This is a genomic window from Arthrobacter sp. TMN-50 (assembly GCF_054511125.1).
Genome location: NZ_JBTNDG010000001.1, coordinates 177,388 through 197,365, shown reverse-complemented (window position 1 = coordinate 197,365; position 19,978 = coordinate 177,388). Strand labels below are relative to the sequence as shown.

Annotated in this window: 15 protein-coding genes; 11 read left to right on the top strand and 4 right to left on the bottom strand. The window is 62.9% G+C overall.

From position 1 onward, the window contains the following. The first annotated feature begins 8 nt into the window (after positions 1 to 8). Positions 9 to 1,484 carry a sensor histidine kinase gene (locus tag ACX80A_RS00955; protein WP_459257802.1) on the top strand — a complete coding sequence of 492 codons (1,476 nt, stop codon included), beginning with the start codon at positions 9 to 11 and terminating at the stop codon, positions 1,482 to 1,484. A gap of 77 nt (positions 1,485 to 1,561) precedes the next feature. Here the strand turns inward: ACX80A_RS00955 and ACX80A_RS00950 are convergent, their stop codons facing one another. Further along, entirely contained in the window at positions 1,562 to 1,810 is a 249-nt protein-coding gene (locus ACX80A_RS00950) for a WhiB family transcriptional regulator (RefSeq protein WP_019483052.1), read from the bottom strand. 388 nt (positions 1,811 to 2,198) lie between these two features. On the opposite strand from ACX80A_RS00950, the gene ACX80A_RS00945 reads away from it, so the two are divergent. Then, complete coding sequence (locus tag ACX80A_RS00945) at positions 2,199 to 2,627, top strand: hypothetical protein (RefSeq protein WP_459257801.1); 429 nt, start codon at positions 2,199 to 2,201, stop codon at positions 2,625 to 2,627. A 20-nt stretch (positions 2,628 to 2,647) separates the two neighbouring features. On the opposite strand, the gene ACX80A_RS00940 is transcribed toward ACX80A_RS00945, so the two are convergent. Continuing rightward, positions 2,648 to 6,595, bottom strand: a complete 3,948-nt coding sequence (locus ACX80A_RS00940; RefSeq protein WP_459257800.1) for an FtsK/SpoIIIE domain-containing protein — start codon at positions 6,593 to 6,595, stop codon at positions 2,648 to 2,650. A gap of 192 nt (positions 6,596 to 6,787) precedes the next feature. Here ACX80A_RS00940 and ACX80A_RS00935 point away from each other — a divergent pair, with 192 nt between their 5' ends. Genes ACX80A_RS00935 through ACX80A_RS00915 form a run of 5 tightly spaced genes read left to right on the top strand, consistent with a single transcriptional unit; the run spans position 6,788 to position 11,956 of the window. After that, positions 6,788 to 8,077 (top strand): nucleotide sugar dehydrogenase, encoded by a 1,290-nt coding sequence (locus ACX80A_RS00935; protein WP_459257799.1) that lies wholly within the window; start codon positions 6,788 to 6,790, stop codon positions 8,075 to 8,077. Positions 8,078 to 8,128: 51 nt separating this feature from the next. Then, complete coding sequence (locus ACX80A_RS00930; RefSeq protein WP_459257798.1) at positions 8,129 to 8,725, top strand: acyltransferase; 597 nt, start codon at positions 8,129 to 8,131, stop codon at positions 8,723 to 8,725. Beyond that, the gene (locus ACX80A_RS00925; protein WP_459257797.1) at positions 8,722 to 9,822 is read left to right on the top strand and encodes a DegT/DnrJ/EryC1/StrS family aminotransferase; all 1,101 of its coding nucleotides are present in this window, start codon (positions 8,722 to 8,724) and stop codon (positions 9,820 to 9,822) included. The genes ACX80A_RS00930 and ACX80A_RS00925 overlap by 4 nt, the downstream gene beginning before the upstream one ends. Before the next feature lie 2 nt (positions 9,823 to 9,824). After that, the gene (locus tag ACX80A_RS00920) at positions 9,825 to 10,817 is read left to right on the top strand and encodes a Gfo/Idh/MocA family oxidoreductase (protein ID WP_459257796.1); all 993 of its coding nucleotides are present in this window, start codon (positions 9,825 to 9,827) and stop codon (positions 10,815 to 10,817) included. Then, positions 10,814 to 11,956 carry a glycosyltransferase family 4 protein gene (locus tag ACX80A_RS00915; RefSeq protein ID WP_459257794.1) on the top strand — a complete coding sequence of 381 codons (1,143 nt, stop codon included), beginning with the start codon at positions 10,814 to 10,816 and terminating at the stop codon, positions 11,954 to 11,956. The genes ACX80A_RS00920 and ACX80A_RS00915 overlap by 4 nt, the downstream gene beginning before the upstream one ends. Here the strand turns inward: ACX80A_RS00915 and wecB are convergent. Beyond that, on the bottom strand, positions 11,949 to 13,001 hold the full coding sequence (wecB, locus tag ACX80A_RS00910; RefSeq protein WP_459257793.1) for a non-hydrolyzing UDP-N-acetylglucosamine 2-epimerase: 1,053 nt from the start codon (positions 12,999 to 13,001) through the stop codon (positions 11,949 to 11,951). The genes ACX80A_RS00915 and wecB overlap by 8 nt on opposite strands. 121 nt (positions 13,002 to 13,122) lie before the next feature. Between wecB and glf the strand changes: the two genes are divergently transcribed. Genes glf through ACX80A_RS00890 form a run of 4 tightly spaced genes read left to right on the top strand, consistent with a single transcriptional unit; the run spans position 13,123 to position 17,939 of the window. Continuing rightward, positions 13,123 to 14,310, top strand: coding sequence for a UDP-galactopyranose mutase (gene glf / locus ACX80A_RS00905; protein WP_459258339.1), 1,188 nt, complete (start codon positions 13,123 to 13,125; stop codon positions 14,308 to 14,310). Further along, complete coding sequence (locus ACX80A_RS00900; RefSeq protein ID WP_459257792.1) at positions 14,307 to 16,307, top strand: glycosyltransferase; 2,001 nt, start codon at positions 14,307 to 14,309, stop codon at positions 16,305 to 16,307. The genes glf and ACX80A_RS00900 overlap by 4 nt, the downstream gene beginning before the upstream one ends. A 3-nt stretch (positions 16,308 to 16,310) precedes the next feature. After that, entirely contained in the window at positions 16,311 to 17,201 is an 891-nt protein-coding gene (locus tag ACX80A_RS00895; RefSeq protein WP_459257791.1) for an ABC transporter permease, read from the top strand. A gap of 3 nt (positions 17,202 to 17,204) precedes the next feature. Next, positions 17,205 to 17,939 (top strand): ABC transporter ATP-binding protein, encoded by a 735-nt coding sequence (locus tag ACX80A_RS00890; protein WP_459257790.1) that lies wholly within the window; start codon positions 17,205 to 17,207, stop codon positions 17,937 to 17,939. Between the two features lie 17 nt (positions 17,940 to 17,956). Here ACX80A_RS00890 and ACX80A_RS00885 read toward each other — a convergent pair whose 3' ends face one another. Then, entirely contained in the window at positions 17,957 to 19,927 is a 1,971-nt protein-coding gene (locus ACX80A_RS00885) for a DUF6541 family protein (protein WP_459257789.1), read from the bottom strand. Between the last annotated feature and the right edge of the window lie 51 nt (positions 19,928 to 19,978).

Genomic DNA, 19,978 nt, shown 5'->3' with positions numbered 1-19,978 from the left:
GGAAGCCCGTGGCAATATTCACCGATCCGATCCGCGAGTACGCCCATTTCAGACCGGGTGACGCAGAGTGGCTGCATCTCCTGGTGGGGGACTGGCAAATGGTCGCCGACCTCGCGTTTGCCGACCTGGCGCTCTGGTTCCCGCTCGACGACGGCGGCTACGTGGCCTTGGCGCACGCCCGTCCGTCCACCTCCCACACCGTCTTCCATACCGACTTTGTCGGAGAGGGGATCAGGGCCGATCTGCTCCCGCTCGTCGATAGGGCGTGGGGGAGCCAGAAGATGGAGCGCTCAGGGGACACGAACTGGACCACCGAAATGGCCATGCGGGTGGAAGCCGTTCCCATGGTTCGCAACGGGCGGACCCTTGCTGTTGTTACGTCCCACATGGACCTCTCCAGCTCGCGGATGCCCTCGCGGCTGGAACTGACCTATCGCCAGTGTGCGCACGATCTGCTCCGGATGGGCACGCTGGGGCTATGGCCTGACTTCGCTACCCCGACTGGCTCCCGCCGCGGCGCTCCCCGGGTTGGCGACGGGTTGATTCGGCTGGATGTTGAAGGCGTCATCCAGTACGCAAGCCCCAACGGAGTGTCTGCGTTCAGGCGGCTTGGCGACGTCGAGACACTTGAGGGAAGGTCGCTCGCTGAGGTGGTCACCTCGTTGCTCACAGATCGGCGGATGGTCGACGAGACTCTCCCGCTGGTGGTCACCGGCAGGATGCCTTGGCGGACGGAAATCGAATCCCGGGGTGTCAGTCTTTCCCTCCGGGCCATCCCGCTGCGCGATGAAAAGGACCGATTCGGTGCGCTGGTGCTGTGTCGTGACGTCTCCGAGTTGCGCCGCAGGGAGATGGAGTTGGTGTCCAAGGACGCCACCATCCGCGAAATCCACCACCGGGTGAAGAACAACCTGCAGACAGTTGCTGCGCTGCTGCGGATGCAGTCGCGCCGTATGGTGAGCGACGAAGCCAAGCTGGGTCTGGAGCAGGCCATGCGACGGGTCGGGACGATAGCCCTGGTACACGAAACCCTGTCGCAGGGCCTGTCTCAGAGCGTCAATTTTGATGACCTAATCGCCCGGCAGTTCCGATTGTCGGCCGAAGTGGCGTCTCCGGCGCATGTGGTGCGCACCGAACGCGCGGGATCCTTCGGCGAACTGCCCAGCGACTTCGCTACACCATTGGCCCTGGTCATCAATGAGCTGGTGACCAACGCGGTTGAGCACGGGTTATCGGAACGAACTGGGACCGTGTGGCTCCTCGCCAATCGGCGGATGGGCGACAACGGTGACGAGATTCTCAACGTGACGGTAGCCGACGACGGCGTAGGGCTACCCGTCGGGAACCACAAGGAAGGTCTGGGACTCCAGATCGTCAGGACCCTGGTCACCAGTGAGCTGGACGGCACCATCGAGTGGGCGCCGCGCGATGGTGGGGGCACCGCAGTGACCATCGAGCTGGGACTGCACGACAACCGCTCATGACAGCGGATCGCCGCCAAGGGCAGCGATCCGCCGATTTACTGCGTCAGTCTGGTCAGGACCGGTGTCGGAGCACTTGACTACGAAGCGCGACGCGCACGGGCGGCGCGGCGCTTGAGTGCGCGGCGTTCATCTTCGCTCAGCCCTCCCCAAACACCGGCATCCTGACCCGATTCGATAGCCCACTGAAGGCAGGTGTCAACCACCTGGCAGCGACGGCAGACGCTTTTGGCTTCCTCGATCTGAAGAAGGGCCGGCCCGGTATTTCCGACCGGGAAAAACAGCTCCGGGTCCTTGTCCAGGCATGCAGCGCGGCTACGCCAATCCATGTAAGATCACTTTCTCCTTCGGCTGTCCGTGATTGTGAAAATATTCACGAACGGCCACATAGTAAAGGGGCCGGTACGGCCCCCGATTTCTTCTACCTCAAGGCTGACACGTTAAATGCAAGCAAACAAGAGGTAACAAGCTGTAGATCGTGCGATGTTGTGAGTTATACATCACAGGAGTTGTCGGCTGGAGCATGATCCGTGCTGCACAGCTGTTATTTGACTATGTCGGGTGCCCCGCAATGTGTCAAGACCCCCACGAGCAGGACGGCAGATGGGCCGACCTGACTAAGCTAGGGATATCCGGGTTTCGGAAAGAGGGACGGGAAGACGCTCTGCCGACGAACCAAACCAAACCAAGTGGGTGCCGAGCTAAGTGAACACCGCAATGAGCCACCGGGCACCACGCCCCGCGCGCGGGGGTCCACGCCCGGCCGGCGCCACTGTCATCGTGGCCATTATTCTGCTGGAAGCTGTGGGCCTGCTCGCCGCAGCAGGGTGGTATCTCTACGGCCTGCTGAACAGCACCCCCACCTCGCTGGGCGGGGCCATTTTCACTATGGTGTTCCTGGTGGTGTTGGCGCTCTGGCTGCTCGTGGTCGGCTACCAGTTCTTTGCCGGGTACCGCTGGACCCGGTCGGCGGCGCTGGTTTTCCAACTGTTCATGATCGCGATCGCCGTGCCCACGCTGTCCGCAGGAATCATCGCTGTGGGTCTTGCCCTGCTGCTGCCCGCTGCGGCAGTGGTGCTGCTCCTCTTCACGAAGCCGGTTCTTGCCCACGTCTCACGCACCGCTGACAGCGCCACCGTTCTGTAATTGGGCACCGAAGCCCTTGGTCAGACCCCGGAGGCAACCTGCAGTTCGAGTGGCTCGCGAACTCCAATCAGGAACCCGCGACCAGGGTGGGGCCGGGCGTCGCAGTCCAGCCTCACGCCGAAAAAATCGCCGTCGGAGGGCTGATGCGGGGAGAGGATCATTCCCGTCCGTGCCGACCGGGCATGAGCCGCCAATGGGACCCTCGTCTGCATCGATGCGTCAGCCAACGCGGTAAGGACAAGACGGTGACCAGCGGCGAACAATGCGCTCAGATGATGCTGGGTCTCCATGGAGAGCTGGTCGGCGTCGTCAACCAGCAGCACGGAGTTGGCTACTAGTTCAGCGGAACCAGAGCTTGCTAGATCCTTCCAGTAGGCGTCTGGGTTGGTCTCCGGGCCTGGGCGTAGACAGACCGCACCGTCGGGGACAGCCACCGCTATCCGCTCGATCAAGGTGGTGCGACCCGAGCCCGGACCACCAAGTGCCAGGAAAACCGAGCGCGTTGCCAACTCGAGAAACACAACGTTCAGCTCATCCCCGCCAACCCCGATTGGCACCCGCAGCGGTGGGCCGCGCGTCGCAGCACCAGCGACGTCCGAGCCGTTGACCACCGCAGGCAGCGGCATGACCCTGAACGGTGATTGGGCTGGAAACGTGACGTGGGCCCGGTCGGATGCCCCGTCGCGCCCCAGTACCACCTGTCCCACCGCACCCCCCGCGCTGCCGATCGGGCCGAAGGCCAGGCAACGCCCCGGGAGCGCGTCCAGCGAGGGAAGCTTCGGCCACGTCAGAAGCAACTCGTGACCTACCCCCAGGGGAAAGTACAAGCGGTTGGGCAGGAGGGGAAATACCTGGCCAGCCGTCAACTCGCGTGCACCAGAAATCAGGAGCGTGGCTCCGGCTGTAGGGCCATCCCGTGCCAGCTCCTGCACTATTCCTTCGGCCCACGCCCAACGGCTGGCTCGGAGGGAGCCCACCCAGCGCCCCCACCCTGAGATCACAACAGTCACCGCCGGGTCTGCGTGGTTCCCCTCTCCCCGGTCCGGATTGCCCGAGAGCCGGACAGCGACGTGCTCGGCCAGGCGTCTGAGCACGCGGGCCGCCCGTCTGAGCTCGTGCGCCCCGACATAGGCACCCACCTGTGGTGCGGGCGCGGCCCAGCCGAGGCTGCCGTCGCCGTCGAGCAGGTAAAGGTGTTGGTCAGGCAGCCGCCGCACCAACTGATCGACAAGATACACCAGGGCGTCAGCAGTGCCACCCGCAGGATAACCGATGAGGGCAAGGTGCGAATGGGCCTCAGGGCACCACGAGAGCGGACGCTGGGACTGCTCCTCCGGGAAGTCGAGGAGTCCCACCTGGACCGTCCCCTGAGGACGGGCAGCTCGCGGGGATGGAGATAGCGTCGCGGGGAGCGGAGGGAGGACCGGGTAATGCAGAGGCTCGCTGACTTGCCTACGCGCGGCAGCGGCCGCCGCAGCTGCCAATTGTTCAACCATTCCGGTCTCGTCCGCGGGTCGGCCAGCGCCCGCCGCGCGACCGGCGGATCCCAGCTGTCGGCTCAGGTAACCAGCCAGGTCGACGACGCCCACGCCCACCGCTACGTCCTTCCCCTCGGGGCCCGGGGAGGCAACCTGAAACTCGGCGATGGGCCCGGCGCCCAACCTCAGGAAAGCACGCCCGGGTGCATCAACGGGGATGGCAGCAGCCACCGCCGATCCGATGATGTCGTGCGACTCGAGTGCCGATCCAACCCGCAAGGCGATGCTGGCCGTCACATTGGCCCGGATGTCAGGGCCGAGAGCTCCCTGCGGACGCTGGGTAGCCATAACGAGATGGATGCCGAGCGAGCGTCCCAGCGTCGCAATACGGATCAGATCCCCCGCGGCATCGGGAACATCCGTCATCAACATGCGAAACTCGTCGATGACCACAACGAGGCGCGGTAGTACCTGCCTCTGTTGTGACCGCCACTCGGAGATATCGGTGATCAGATGTTTGGCAAAAAGGCGCTCCCGCCGTCGGACTTCAGCGAGAAGAGACACGAGTGCCCGGGCAACCGCGGCTGCGGAGAGGTCGGTCAGAAGACCTACCGAATGCGGCAGACCGGTGAGGGGCCGCAGAGCGGATCCACCCTTGAAATCAATGTAGAGGAAATTCACTTCGTTGGGACTGTGGTGGACGGCAATGGACAGGATGAGGGTCCGGAGAAGTTCCGACTTGCCCGAACCCGTGGTGCCAGCAATGACCAGGTGAGGACCGTCGGAGACCAGGTCGAACAGCAGTGTGTCGTTCAGGCCCCGACCGATCGGTGCGCGGAGGCCCGACTGCGGACGGGCCCACGCCTGCAGCACGAGTTCGGGGGTTGAGGGCACCAACTGGGCCAGGTTGATGCGGCCCACCAGGTGAGAGGAGTCGGCATTTTTCCCGGACTCTGTACCGCCCGCCGAACGAGCTGATCGCACCCCCAGGGCGCGGGCAATCCGACCGAACGATTGGCTGCTTACCAGGTCCGGTTGGAAGCTGATTGGCTCTCCGGTTCCCCGAAGCTCGGCCATGCCGCCGTGGAGATGAACCATCAGCCGCACCCCTCCCGGCCCCGGAGGGAGATCAACCCCGGGGCGGCACCCGAAACGGAAGATGCCCGCCGACTCCGTCAGCGGCAGGTCTAAGACGGCAACCGACCCGAAGAGCAGGATTGATAGTGGGTGGGTGGGGTGAGTTCCGGACAGCGCAGCCACCGTACTAGCCAGAATGACACCGGGCAGGAAGCGGGCCTCGGCCGGCACCTCGCCGGGCGACCCGACACAGACGGCGCCACCCGGCAACCTGCTCAGGTGGAGTAGTAACGAGCGGGCGAGACCAAGCACCTCGGCCCCCGCCCCCGAGACGCAGATCTCGGGCGGCTGGGATGAACTGCCAGGAGAACGGAGCTCAATAATCACCGGAACAGCGCGCAGGAGCGGGCGGGTCCAGGAAGGATCCGGTGGTTTGACCACAAGATGGGCGGATTGGGATCCTTCTCCCAGCCGCAGGTAGCTGGGGGCACCTGCTTCCTCCGGCCGGTCGGTGGGGTCGAGGATCGGCGGCGCAAAGGCGGCCAGAGCCAGCGATCCGGCGTCGTGAACCGCTCGCACCCTCCGGCGGCGATCCTCCTCCGATCTGTCGGCAACTGCAGCGGCGAAGACGCGGCGGTTGCGCCGCCTTGCGGCGAGGGGAGCCAGGCCCATCACTACCGAGAGCAGGCTGAACCCCAGGTAGCCCCACATCCCTGTGGAAAGGGCAAGCCCAACACCCACGGCCAGCGGAAACAGCGCCGCGGCCAGCATCGGCGGAGTGGACAGCGTGGTGGCTGCCCGGACCACCTCGAGGGGGTCGGCCAGGTGAGGGACCGGTGCAGCAGGGGAAGGCCGTTCCAGGAGGGCAAGGCGGCAACGGCTTCCGCCGACCCGGATAGTGGACAGGAAAGAGATCCGGGCCATGTTGATCCTCGAGCCATCGACCCAGGTTCCGTTGACCGAGGTATTGTCGCGAATGGTGACACTGTTCGTTTCAACGGTGAGATAGGCATGGACCTTGGAGACTTCGGGATCATCGAGCACAATGTCGGTGCCCGACCGGCCGAGAGAATAGGTGCCATGCCGCAAGGCAACCAACTGTCCCGCGTCAGGTCCTGAACAGACGACCAAGGTCAGACCCGAGAATCGACTCGCGGCCCTTTTCCGCGCTGAGGGCCCGGTCCCGCCCGCGACAACCACCGAACCATTCACCAGCGGCGCCACGCCGAACGTGAGCGAGTCCAGCGGTGCGCCGGCAACCGTGTACAGCCCGGCGCCGTAGTCACGGCGCAGAGCGTCCTGCAGCGCCGGAGGCGAACCCACTATCGAGGCATCAACCACCAGCTCTACTGCCGAGCCTTTAAGGCTTACCGGGCCGCCCGGGCTCCGGACGAGGGTCAGATGGAGCAGCATGCGGTCGTCCTTTGCCGACAGGTTTATTTTCAGTGCAACCGAGGCTATCGGCCCGCCGGGTTGTGGCTCGTCGTCGGGAAGGAGAATGTGGACAATCCCAGATCAGGCGTTTTCCCCCGAGTGCCTATAGGCTTGACTACTGGGTCCGGCTGGACATGTTCATTACCTGCCACTAGAGAAGGTCATTGTTTCGTGAAGATTGCTGTTATTGCCCTGGGGAAAATCGGGCTTCCGCTCGCCGTGCAGTTCGCGTCCAAGGGTCACGAGGTGGTCGGCGTCGACGTCAACGCGCAGGTGGTTGAGCGGGTGAACCAGGGGGTTGAGCCGTTCCCCGGTGAGGCCCATTTGCAGGAGAAGCTTTCGGAACTGATCCCGTCAGGGAAGCTGCGGGCTACCACCGATTACGCCGAGGCGGTGCCTGGCGCCGATGCCGTGGTGCTTGTGGTCCCGTTGTTCGTCGACGAGGATGCGAAGCCTGATTTTGGCTGGATGGATGCTGCCACAACTGAACTGGCGAAACATCTGACGCCCGGCACGTTGGTGTCGTTCGAGACGACGCTTCCGGTGGGTACTACCCGGACGCGGTGGAAGCCGATGCTCGAGGCGGGCTCCGGTCTGGTTGAGGGCGTGGATTTCCACCTGGTGTTCTCTCCGGAGCGGGTCCTGACCGGTCGGGTCTTTGAGGACTTGAGGAAGTACCCCAAGCTCGTGGGTGGGTTGTCCCCGGTGGGCGCTGCGACGGCTGTCAAGTTTTACGAAGCCGTCCTTGATTTTGACGACCGTCCCGATCTGGCCCGGGGGAATGGCGTCTGGGATTTGGGTTCCGCTGAGGCATCGGAGCTATCCAAGTTGGCGGAGACGACGTACCGCGACGTGAACATTGGATTGGCTAACCAGTTTGCCCGGTTCGCGGCAACGACCGGGATCGATATTTATCAGGTGATCGATGCGTCGAACTCGCAGCCGTACAGCCACATCCACCAGCCCGGTATCGCGGTGGGAGGGCATTGCATTCCGGTGTACCCGCGGTTGTACCTGTGGAACGACCCTGACGCGACAGTGGTCCGCGCCGCGCGCGAGGCGAACGCCAGCATGCCCGATTACACTATCGGGCTCCTGGAGGGCGCGTACGGCAATCTTGAGGGTGCACGGGTGGTGGTGCTCGGGGCCGCCTACCGCGGTGAAGTGAAGGAGACCGCGTTTTCCGGGGTGTTCGCCACTGTTCACGCGTTGAAGGCCCGCGGTGCCACCGCACTGGTCCATGACCCGCTGTACACGGATGAGGAGTTGCAGCGTCTGGGCTTCGAGGCCTACCACCTGGGCGAGCCGATCGATGCTGCCGTGGTGCAGGCCAACCACGCCTCGTATGCGTCCCTGGGTCCTGCCGACCTTCCCGGATTGAAGGCGTTCATTGACGGGCGTCGGGTGAGCTCGGCGGAACACTGGGAAGGTGTTCTGTACCGGGTCATCGGCAAGGCCTGATCTTTTGCGAAACGCGGTTCACAACGGAAGTCACAACGGAAGAAGGACCCGATGAGTTTCATAGCGGACGGCGCAGACGTATCGGCGCAGGCCACCCTGGGCGAGGGGACCAAGGTGTGGCACCTGGCGCAGGTGCGCGAGGACGCCGTCTTGGGCGAGAACTGCATCGTGGGCCGGGGAGCGTATATCGGGACCGGTGTCCAGATTGGCGCGAATTCGAAGATCCAGAATTACGCACTGGTTTATGAGCCAGCGTCGTTGGGCCGCGGAGTGTTCATTGGCCCGGCGGTGGTGCTGACCAATGACACGTACCCGCGGTCGGTGTCACCGGATGGTGAGCTCAAAAGTGCGCACGACTGGATCCCGGTTGGCGTCACGATCGGCGACGGCGCGTCCATCGGTGCCCGCGCGGTCTGTGTGGCCCCGGTGACCATTGGCGAGTGGGCCACCGTGGCGGCGGGCGCCGTCGTCACCAAGGATGTCCCGGCGTATGCCCTGATGGTGGGGGTCCCAGCCAAGCGCGTCGGGTGGGTCGGTAAGGCCGGTCACCCACTGCGCAACGAGGCGGGCACTTGGGTGTGCCCGGCCACCGGTGAAAAGTATGAAGAAGCGGATTCGACATTGAAACCAGTAGGGGTAGAGGCATGAGTAAAGGATTCATTCCGGCAGCGAAGCCGATTGTAGGAGACGACGAGCGGGCGGCAGTGGATGCGGTGCTGCTCTCGGGGATGCTTGCGCAGGGCGCCGAGGTGGCATCTTTCGAGACGGAGTTCTCCGACGTCCTGCTCGATGGGCGGGCAGCGGTCGCGGTGAACTCGGGGACGTCCGGGCTGCACCTTGGTTTGCTCGCAGCGGGCGTGGGTCCGGGGGATGAGGTGATCGTGCCGTCGTTCACGTTCGCCGCGACAGCGAACTCGGTGGCCCTGACGGGTGCGACACCGGTTTTCGCTGACATTGAACTGGATCATTACTGCCTGGACATTGAGCATGTGGAGTCGCTGATCACTGAGCGGACCAAGGGCATCATGCCGGTGCATCTGTACGGGCACCCGGCGAACATTATTGCGTTCCGTGCGTTGGCCGATAAGCATTCGATCGGGTTGTTCGAGGACGCCGCGCAGGCCCACGGTGCGGGCCTGGATGGGCGCAAGGTGGGCACGTTCGGGGACTTCGCGATGTTCTCCCTGTATCCGACGAAAAACATGACCTCCGGTGAGGGCGGCATGGTGTCCACCGGCGACTCGACCATTGAACGTAACCTTCGTCTGCTGCGGAACCAGGGAATGGAACGCCAGTACGAGAACGAGCTGGTGGGGTTCAATGCCCGCATGACCAACCTGCACGCAGCGATCGGCCGGGTCCAGTTGACCAAGGTCATGGGCTGGACCGCTCAGCGGAGGTCCAACGCAGCCTTCCTCGACGCCAACCTCACCGGGGTCCGCACCCCCGTGGTTGCCCCGGGTGCCGAGCACGTCTACCACCAGTACACGGTCCGGGTCGACGGCGGCGCCGCTGCCCGGGACAAGCTCGCCTCAGCGTTGAAGGAGGACTACCAGATCGGTTCGGGAGTGTATTACCCCATCCCGAACCACCGTCTGCCTTCCTTCAGGCGCGAAGAAGACCTTCCCAACACGGAAATCGCCGCGCAGGAAGTATTATCCTTGCCGGTGCACCCGTCGCTGGACCAGGAAGACCTGGAACGGATCGTGGAAGCGGTCAACGCACTGACCACGGCGGGGGCCTGAGCATGGCGGACCTGAAAGTTGGTTTGATCGGACTGGGCATGATGGGCCGCCACCACGCCCGGGTAATCCGGGAAGTCGATGGCCTGGAACTCGTCGCTGTAGCCGACGCGTTCGGTGACCCGCACGGCGTCGCCGGGTCCTTATCGGTCTGTGGCTCGGTCGCAGAACTCATTGACCAGGGCATCGACATGGCTGTCTGCGCCGTCCCGACCGGGTTGCACGAGGAGGTTGGTCTGGCGTTGGCCGCCGCGGGCATCCACACCATGGTCGAAAAGCCCATCGCGTCCACCATCGATGGGGGACAGCGCCTCGTTGACGCGTTCGAGGAAGCGAACCTGGTCGGTGCTGTGGGGCATATCGAACGGTTCAACCCGGCTCTGCAGTCCCTGCGGGCCAGGATCGAGAACGGGGACCTCGGCGAGGTCTACCAGATTGCCACCCGCCGCCAGGGCCCGTTCCCCTCCCGGATTGCCGACGTCGGCGTCGTGAAGGACCTCGGCACCCACGATATCGACCTCACCGCCTGGCTGGCGCAGTCACCGTTCGCCTCCGTTTCGGCGCTGACCAGCACCCGGTCCGGCCGGCCGCACGAAGACATGGTCACCGCGTCCTGCCAACTGGAGAACGGGGTCATCACCTCCCACCTGGTGAACTGGCTGTCACCGATGAAGGAACGCCTCACCGTCGTCACCGGGGAGAAGGGCGCGTTCGTCGCTGACACCCTCACCGCCGATCTGACGTTCTTCGAGAACGGCACGATCACCACTGAATGGGAAGCCGTCTCCAATTTCAGAGGAGTCTCCGAAGGAGATATCACGCGCCTTGCCCTCACTAAGCGTGAGCCTTTGAGATCCGAACATGAGGCCTTCAGGGACGCGGTCCGGGGTATCTCCAATACCATCGTCACCATGCGCGAAGGGCTCAACACCCTCCGCGTCGCCGAAGCGATCATCGAATCGGCCTCCACGCACACCACGATAAGCCTCTCTGCGTGAAGCCCAGGGTTCTGGTTGCCACCCGCTTGTTTCCGCCCGAAGTAGGGGCAGCGGCGTTCCGACTTGAAGCGCTGGTAGAGGGTTTACGCGAGGCTGGCGCTTCGGTTCGGGTACTTACGAGTAAGCCGCCGAAAAGGACTGCGGGCGGTAACAGTCGCCCTGACGTTTCGCGGTGGCCCGTGTTACGGGACGCCAGCGGGAACGTGCGTGGCTACCTGCAATACATGTCATTCGACGTGCCACTCTTTTTCAGGCTCCTACTAACCCCGGCCGACATCGTTGTTTCCGAACCGCCTCCTACGACGGGAGTGGTTGTGGCGCTCAGCTCGATGCTGCGCCGTCGCCCGTATGTCTACTATGCCGCGGACGTTTGGACTGACGCACTCACGGCGATTCAGGCTCCAAAGGGGGTTGTCGGGGCCATGCGGTTTCTGGAGGGCATTGCTTTGAGGAAAGCCAGCAAGGTAATTGCAATCTCCCAGGGAGTTGCGGACCAGATTGCTGGATTCGGCGTCGATCCGGGGCGGCTCACGGTCGTCAACAATGGCGTGGATACCACAGTGTTTTCGCGCGATGGTGAGGTCGCCGCCGTCGACTATCCGTACTTCGTTTACACGGGGACCATGTCGGAGTGGCAGGGGGCAGGGATCTTCATTGAAGCAGTGGCCCTGGTTGCCGCAAAGTCTCCAGATATCAAGCTGCACTTCTTCGGTCAGGGCTCGGCCGAGGATGCGTTACGACGGCTCGCGGCTGAGCTTGCGCCCGGGCGGGTTGAGTTTGGCGGCGTTGTCCAGCCGGCCGAAGCCGCACGGTGGATTCGCGGTGCCACCGCGGCGGCGGTCAGTATTGTGCCCAATCAGGGTTACGACTTCGCCAAACCTACCAAAATCTACGCGGCAGCGGCGTGCGGAACGCCAGTAATCTATGCCGGGAGTGGTGACTGCGCAGACATGGTTACCGACAACGGTTTAGGCCTCGCCTCGGAGTTCACGGCGGAAGCAGTTGCCGAGAAAATGGCCCGTCTGCTCCAGGACAGCGATACCGGTCGGGAGCTTCGCTCGGACTGGGTGGAAGGCAACGCGTCGCTGCGTCGCACTGGGCAACGCGCCGCGATTGAGGTACTGCGCACAGCTAACTGACGAGTGCCTGCACAACGTTGACTGCCGCGGACCCTTCACCGTAGGGAGTCGCTGATGTAGGGGTTGGGTAACTACGCTGAACGGTTTCGCCCAGGACGCTTAGATTGTTCGAGACTAGAACGTTCCAACCAAGCTCGACCGTTTCCACCCATTCTGTCTCGGGGCGGATCGTTGTGCAGGGCACGCGAAGCAGGAAGGCCTCCTTCTGGAGCCCCCCCGAGTCGGTGATCACGCCCGCACTGTTCATCACGGCATTGATTAGCCCGGGATAGGCGAGCGGCTGACCGACCCGGATGGCCCCGGTTTCCAGTTCAATGCCGTGGCTCGCGGCCAAGTCCACGAGGCGGGGATGGGCAAGAAGGAGTACTGGTTTGTCCAGCTGAGACAGCGAGGTGATGATTTGCTGCAACCGGCCCAGATCGTCGGTGTTGTCCGGACGGTGGATGGTGCTGACGTAATACCCCGAGGTGAGAAGCCCCGCTGGAAGTGGTTCAGCCCGCGCCAGCAGCGAATCCCGGGTCTTGAACAGCACATCGGTCATCACGTCCCCCACGAGTACACTCTTGTCGGCCAGGCCCTCGGAGGCCAGATGGTCCATCGCTACGTCGGTTGGTGCCAGCAGCAGATCGGAGGCGTGGTCGGTCAAAACCCGGTTATGTTCTTCGGGCATCCGACGGTTGAAGGAGCGAAGACCAGCCTCCAGGTGAGCGACTGGGATGTGCAGCTTCACGGCGGCGAGAGCGGCAGCCAGGGTCGAGTTCGTATCTCCATAGACCAGCACCATGTCTGGACGTTCCTTCTCGAAGATGTCTTCCAGCCCGGCCAGCATGGTTCCGGTCTGCTGCCCGTGCTTACCTGATCCCACGCCGAGGTTGTAGTCCGGGGCGGGGATGGCGAGGTCCTGGAAAAAGACGTCCGACATCAGTGAATCGTAATGCTGGCCGGTGTGGACAATCAGGTGTTCTGCACGGCCTTTCATGGCCGCGGCGATGGGGGCGAGCTTCACGAACTGCGGGCGTGCGCCAACGACGCTAAGGATACGCATGGGTTCCACTTTAGCTGTTGCCTACGGAGCCCAAATACAAGCCACCCCGCGATTCTCCGGTAATCTTGTGCAGGCAGAGCGCTCAGTAACCGGCGCTGCACCCAACAATTCAGGAGTGTTTGTGAACGTTGACCTCGTTGTCGTAGGGTCGGGCTTTTTCGGTCTGACCATTGCTGAACGGGCGGCCACCGAGCTCGGCCTGAAGGTGGCAGTCCTCGACCGGCGGCACCACATTGGCGGGAATGCCTACAGCGAGAAAGAATCGCAGACGGGTATCGAGGTACACCGCTACGGTGCACACCTGTTCCACACCTCCAATGAGCGGGTCTGGGATTATGTGAGCCGGTTTACCGAGTTCACCAACTACGTCCACAAGGTGTACTCGAGCCATCAGGGCGAGGTTTACCCGATGCCCATCAACCTGGGCACGATCAATCAGTTCTTCAGGTCCTCCTACGGCCCGGCCGAAGCGCGCGCCCTGATCCAGGAGCAGGCCGGGGAACTGGCGGGAACCGACCCGCAGAACCTCAACGACAAGGGGATCCAGCTGATCGGTCGGCCCCTTTACGAGGCCTTCATCAAACACTACACAGGCAAACAGTGGCAGACCGATCCCCGGGACCTGCCTGCGGAGATCATTTCCCGACTCCCCGTCCGCTATACCTACGATAACCGCTACTTCAACGACAAGTATGAGGGTCTGCCGGTGGACGGATACACCGCCTGGATTGAACGGATGGCCGACCATCCCAACATCAGCGTGCACCTGAACACCGACTTTTTCGACGACAACCACCAGTTCTCCCGCGCCGCCACCCTTGGGCAGGTCCCCGTGGTGTACACCGGACCGGTCGACAGGTACTTCGACTACGCTGAGGGAGATCTGTCCTGGCGGACCATCGACCTGGAGGAGGAAGTTCTCCCCGTTGAGGACTTCCAGGGCTGTTCGGTCATGAATTATCCCGACGAGGATACGTCCTATACGCGGATCCACGAGTTCCGCCACTTCCACCCCGAACGGGATTACACCAAGGACGCCACCGTGATTATGCGGGAGTTCTCCCGGTTCGCCGAGAAGAACGACGAACCGTACTACCCGGTCAACACCAGCGAGGACCGGTCCAAACTGAGCGCCTACCGTGATCTCGCGAAGGGCGAGAAATCGGTCCTTTTCGGCGGCCGGCTCGGTACCTACAAGTACCTCGACATGCACATGGCCATCGGCTCAGCCCTGTCGATGTATGACAACAAACTCAAGCCGCACTTCACTGCCGGCGCCAAGCTCGAAAGCGGAGGAGTGGACGCATGAGTTACCCCGCCACCACACCCACAGACCACGCCACCGAGACGACCTGGCAAACCCTGCAGCGCGTCGTCCTGCCCAACCAGAGTGACCTGGACACCGCCCCGCTTTACCTGGACACGGGAAGCGCGCTCAGCGTGCAGCTCAACACCATGGATGGCAGTGTTTCTGCCGAGGGCGGCGGCTCGTCGCGCGGCGGCGACGCCAAGGAGATTCACGCGGAGGACTTCAAGTCCCGGCGCTCGACCCTGGTGCGGTCCGGTGAGCGAGTCTCCTTCGGCACCTATTTCAATGCTTTTCCCGCCAGCTATTGGCGGCGCTGGACCACCGTCCAGTCCGTCAGGCTCAGCGTCGCGACCACCGGTGACGGCGGCATCAGCGTGTACAAATCGAACGCACGAGGTTCACTCCAGCTCGTCGAGACCAAGCGGGTCACCGAATCGGCTGTGACCACCTTCGACCTGTCGCTGGCGCCCTTCGGCGACGGTGGCTGGTACTGGTTTGATCTGGTAGCAGGCTCCGGCCGCCTGATCCTGGACGAGGCCGAGTGGCAGGCACCCCACTCCGTCCAGAGCCAAGGGTCGATCACGCTCGAGATCACCACCCTGAACAAACCCGACTTCTGCCTGAACAACCTATCGATCCTCGCTAACCACCCCGAATCGCTTGCACCCCTCAAGGAAATTCTGGTGGTGGATCAGGGCACGCAGAAGGTTGCCGAGCAGCCAGGTTTCGCCGAGGTGGAGGCAGCGCTTCACGGCAAGCTGAGAATCATCAACCAGGCCAATCTGGGCGGCTCCGGCGGGTTTGCCCGCGGTATGTATGAGGCGGTTGAGAACGGCAGCGATTACGCGTTGCTCCTGGACGACGACGTCGTCATCGAGCCGGAGAGTATCGCCCGGCTCCTGACGTTCGCCGATCATTGCAAGACTCCGACGATCGTCGGCGGCCACATGTTTGACCTTTACAACCGGACGGTCCTGCACACCTTTGGCGAGACGGTGAACCCGTGGCGGTTCCAGCCGGACCAGCCGGTAGCCGGCCAGGTCCTGGGCCACGACTTCGTCAGGTCCAACCTTCGCCACACCCCCTGGCTGCACCGCCGGGTCGACGTCGACTACAACGGCTGGTGGATGTGTTTGATTCCGACGGCAGTCATCCGGGACATCGGTCTGTCCTTGCCCGTCTTCATCAAGTGGGACGACGCCGAATACGGCCTGCGTGCCAAGGCTGCCGGCTACCCGACGGTGTCGATGCCGGGTTCAGCGGTATGGCATGTGTCGTGGATCGACAAGGACGACCTCGTGGGTTGGCAGGCCTACTTCCATACCCGCAACCGAATGATCGCGGCGCTGATCCATAGTCCCTATGAGCATGGTGGGCGCGTGGTGCGCGAATCCGGCTACATGGACATCAAGCACCTGATCTCCATGCAGTACTTCACGGCGCGGGGCAGGATCATGGCGCTTCAGGACATCCTCAAAGGTCCAGAGCAGTTGCACGAGGTCCTTCCGACGAAGCTCACTGACATCCGGGGAATGGTCAAGGACTTTCCCGATTCCCAATTCAAGACCGACCCCGATGCTTTCCCAGGCGCACGGATGGACAAACCGCCGCGACAGGGCCAGGGTTTCCGTGCGCCGTCCTACGCCACGCTGGTGCCTTGGGCTGCGAAGACCCTGGTCCGTCAGCTCAGCAAGCCGGTGCGGGATTCAAGCAGGGAACGACCACAGGCTTTTGTGGCCCACCAGGACAACAAGTGGTGGCGGATGTCCCAGTACGACAGTGCAGTGGTGTCCAACGCCGAGGGCAGTGGGGCCTCCTGGTACCAGCGTGATCCCAAGAAGCTGCGTGCAATGCTCGCTGAAGCGGGCCGACTCAACGCCGAAATCCTTCGGAAGTGGCCGCAACTGAGCGCCAGGTACAAGGCGGCTGCCGAGGAGATCACGTCCTTCGAAGCCTGGGAGAAGACCTTCGAAGACAACTCCGAGAAGAGCGGATAGCGGTTGAGCACCAGCGAACTCACCACGCCCGGGCTGGGCGCTGGTCTCCGCGACGTATTGCGGTCCCGATTCCTCCTGAAGCTCCTGGTCGCAAAAGAACTCAAGGTCAGGTATCGCGGGTCGGTGCTGGGGATACTCTGGTCCTACGTCAAACCAGGAGTGCAGTTCCTGGTGTTCTGGTTTGCCCTGGGCGTTTTCCTGGGAATGAACCGCAACACCGAGAACTATGCCATTTACCTGTTCTCCGGGATCGTCCTCATCAACTTTTTCAACGAGGCGCTCGGCAACGCTTCGCGCTCGGTGGTGGGCAATGGCGGGCTGATCAAGAAAATCTATTTGCCCCGCGAACTGTTTCCTGTCGCATCGGTGTGGGTGTCAGCAGTCCATTTCGGACCGCAGCTGCTGGTACTGCTGGTTGCGTGCCTTTTCGCAGGATGGACCCCCGGGTTCTTCCAGCTTATGGCGGCAGTAGCAGGTTTCGCGATTGTGGCGCTGCTGGCTACCGGCCTGGGCCTGTTTTTCGGCGCAGCCAATGTGTACTTCAGGGACAGCGAAAATTTCGTCGACATGCTGCTGATGATTGCCACGTGGGCTTCGCCTGTGCTCTACACCTGGACCATGGTCCGGGATGGACTGGCGACGGCGTTCTCCGCCGGGGCCGCATCGGTGCTCCTGGTGATGTACCAGGCCAATCCACTGACGATTGCCGTTGAGCTCTTTCATTTCGCCTTCTGGCTGCCGACGACGTCGGAGATCACCGATAGGACCGTCGCCGTTCCGCCCAACCTGCTCGATATGTGGCTCCCGATCGGACTGGCAACCGCCCTTCTGGTGACTGTTCTGGGCCAATGGACCTTCCGACGGCTCGAAGGCCGATTTGCTCAGGAGCTGTGACCCGTGACTACCGCCATTGAAGTACGTGGTATTTCCAAACAGTTTGTGCTGCGCCACACGCGCTCCATCAAGGAAGCCTTCGTCTGGCTGGTCAAAGGCCGCAAGGGTGACCTTTCTCAGAAGTTTCACGCCCTTGACGACGTCTCGTTGGATGTCAGGCAGGGCGAATCTGTCGCCCTCCTGGGACTCAACGGTTCGGGCAAATCCACCCTCCTGAAGCACATTTCGGGTGTCATGCTGCCGGACGGCGGCACGGTGCAGACCAGGGGAAGGGTGGCAGGCCTCATCGAGGTGGGTGCCGGTTTCCACCCCGACCTCAGCGGACGCGACAACGTCTACCTCAACGGGGCAATCCTGGGCATGAGCGAGGAGCAAATCGATGACCTTTTCGAGTCCATCGTCGAATTCTCGGAGATTGGCCAGTTCATCGACACCGAGGTGAAGTTTTACTCTTCCGGGATGTACCTGCGCCTCGCTTTCTCCGTCGCCGTGCATACCAACCCTGAGGTCTTCCTGGTCGACGAGATTCTGGCGGTCGGAGATGAACCCTTCCAGAAGAAGTGCATCGCGAAGATCATGGAGCTAGCAGCGGCGGGGAAGACGCTGGTTGTTGTCAGTCATGACCTCGACCTAGTGGCGCAGGTCTGCGAGCGGGGCGTCATCCTCGCCCACGGGAAGATTGTCTTCGACGGTCCTGTTCACGACGCCGTCGCCCACCTCCGCGGCGGGTCCGTCTAGCCGAGTCACACTTGGAGCTAGCAGGCGGTCACTTCGTAGAGGAACGCGCTGCCCTCGGAATCGAGCAACCGATAGCCGGGCTTGATGCCGATATTCTCAACCCCAGGGTAGACGTGGTCGCCCTGATGCAGTTCGTGCCCCTTGAATTCCAACACGTAGTAGCTGTTGAGTTCATCGACAACCGGGCAGATCTCCGGATCGGATTCCGCGTATTGAAGCCGGTTGAGGATGGTCAGGTTGTCTTCGTTACCGGTTGAGCCAACATGTGGTGTCAGCGTGGGTATCCCGGTCAGCATGTACACCAGGGCGGTTCCGGTCCAGGGGTTGCCAGCGATCACGGCGTCGTCGGGCAACTGCTCCGGCAAACGCTCGATCAGCGTCCGTTCGTCGGTGGACAGGAACTCTGATTCATCGGTGAGCGCGTAACTCTCCTGCCCAGAAGTCACCGTGTCCCGCATCTGTTTTCCCTGGGACCCGACGGTGATGACGGCGAGGCCCACCAGCAAAGCGGCAACCGCTGGCACTGCTGGCCGGTGTCCGGATCGGTCGGCCCTCGATGAGCGCGGTTGGAATCGCTTCACCCAGGCGGTCAGCAGCCAGGAGCCACCCATCACGGTCAGGATGATCGCGGTGACGGGCAGGAGCGCGGTAAGCCGGAAGCTGTCGTTGTACCAGACTCCCGTCACCAGGTGTCGAAAGTCCTCTTGCGGGAAGCTGGTGACCACAATGAACAGGTAACCCGTCACCGCGAAGAGCCCCAGCCCCCACCACCCACCGCGCCGTTGGAAGACGTGGAGGATCCCCGCGAGGAGCAGGATGGTTACCACCAGGGCGATGGGGCGGCTTTGAGGCGCCGACGTGACGATCTCGCCGAACGCCTGTGCCGGGGTCTGGAACGGCTTCCAGTCGGAGGCGGCCTCGCTAGGCCGGAGACGCAGCCAGAGCAGGTACACCGCGACTGCGTAGCCGGTCAGGGACGCTATCGATGGAACGTACTTCCACCAGGCCGACTGCCGGTGGTGGAGGTGGCGCCAGTGCCGGAGGAGGGCGACGGCGCCCATCGGCAACATGAGCGCAAGGAGCGCCAGCAACGTACTTGGGTGCGCCAAGGCCAGCCCTGGAAGCGTGCCGAGGAAACCGAGAAGGCTGACCGCCCGCGCTTCGTGGTTGTCGGCACTGAGGCGTAGCACCATCGCTGCCAGGCCGATCGACGCGGGGAGCAGCGCGATGGATAGCAGGTTGGGGTACAGCACGCCAAAATCGAGCATGAGAAAAGGGAAAGCGCCAAACGCTGCTGAGAGGGCACCCGTGACCAGCAGCGGGATGGGACGGTTACCGGTGATACGGGTGCACATGAACATGCAGCCAAGCGGCCAAACCACAGCGGAAATGACCAGTGTTGATGCGGTGACAGCTACCGGGATTCCGGTTTGGGTGAGCTGGACGAGGAGCGAGACGAAGCCATGCCACGCTGCCGGGTAAAAGTAGGGGTCAGCTCCGTTGGTGGTCAACCCACCCAGGGTGAGAGACGACGCCGAGCCCGTATCGGCAATGAACTGCAGCGCGTTCAGATGGAACGCGGCGTCGTACGTCTGTGACACGTTGTCTGGGGCAATGATGATGTCGATCAGCCGCCAGCCAATCAACGCGGCGCCGAGGGTGAGGGCCGATCCGAACGCAATGGACCGTTGGAGCGAGTATTGCTGACCGGACGGGGCGCCCGAATGATTGCGGCGCCACAGGAGTCGGACCACCACGCCGCCCGTGCTCAAGACCAGCACCGGAACGACGACCGCCCACGGGGTCCATGGCAATCCGATTCGGTCGGCAATCATGGCAGCCAGGGCGATGACGCTGATCGTTAGGGGGGCGGCCAAAGCCCCTGCCGTAATTCCTCTGCTACCGCATGACCGAGCCACGAGGTAGCCGGGTACGAACATGAGTGCCAGGGCACCAAGAACTGTGGGAGCAGCCTGCCACCACGTCATCTAATCTCCTGGGTCATCGGTTTGGAACACTAGCAACCCTACGTCAGGGGA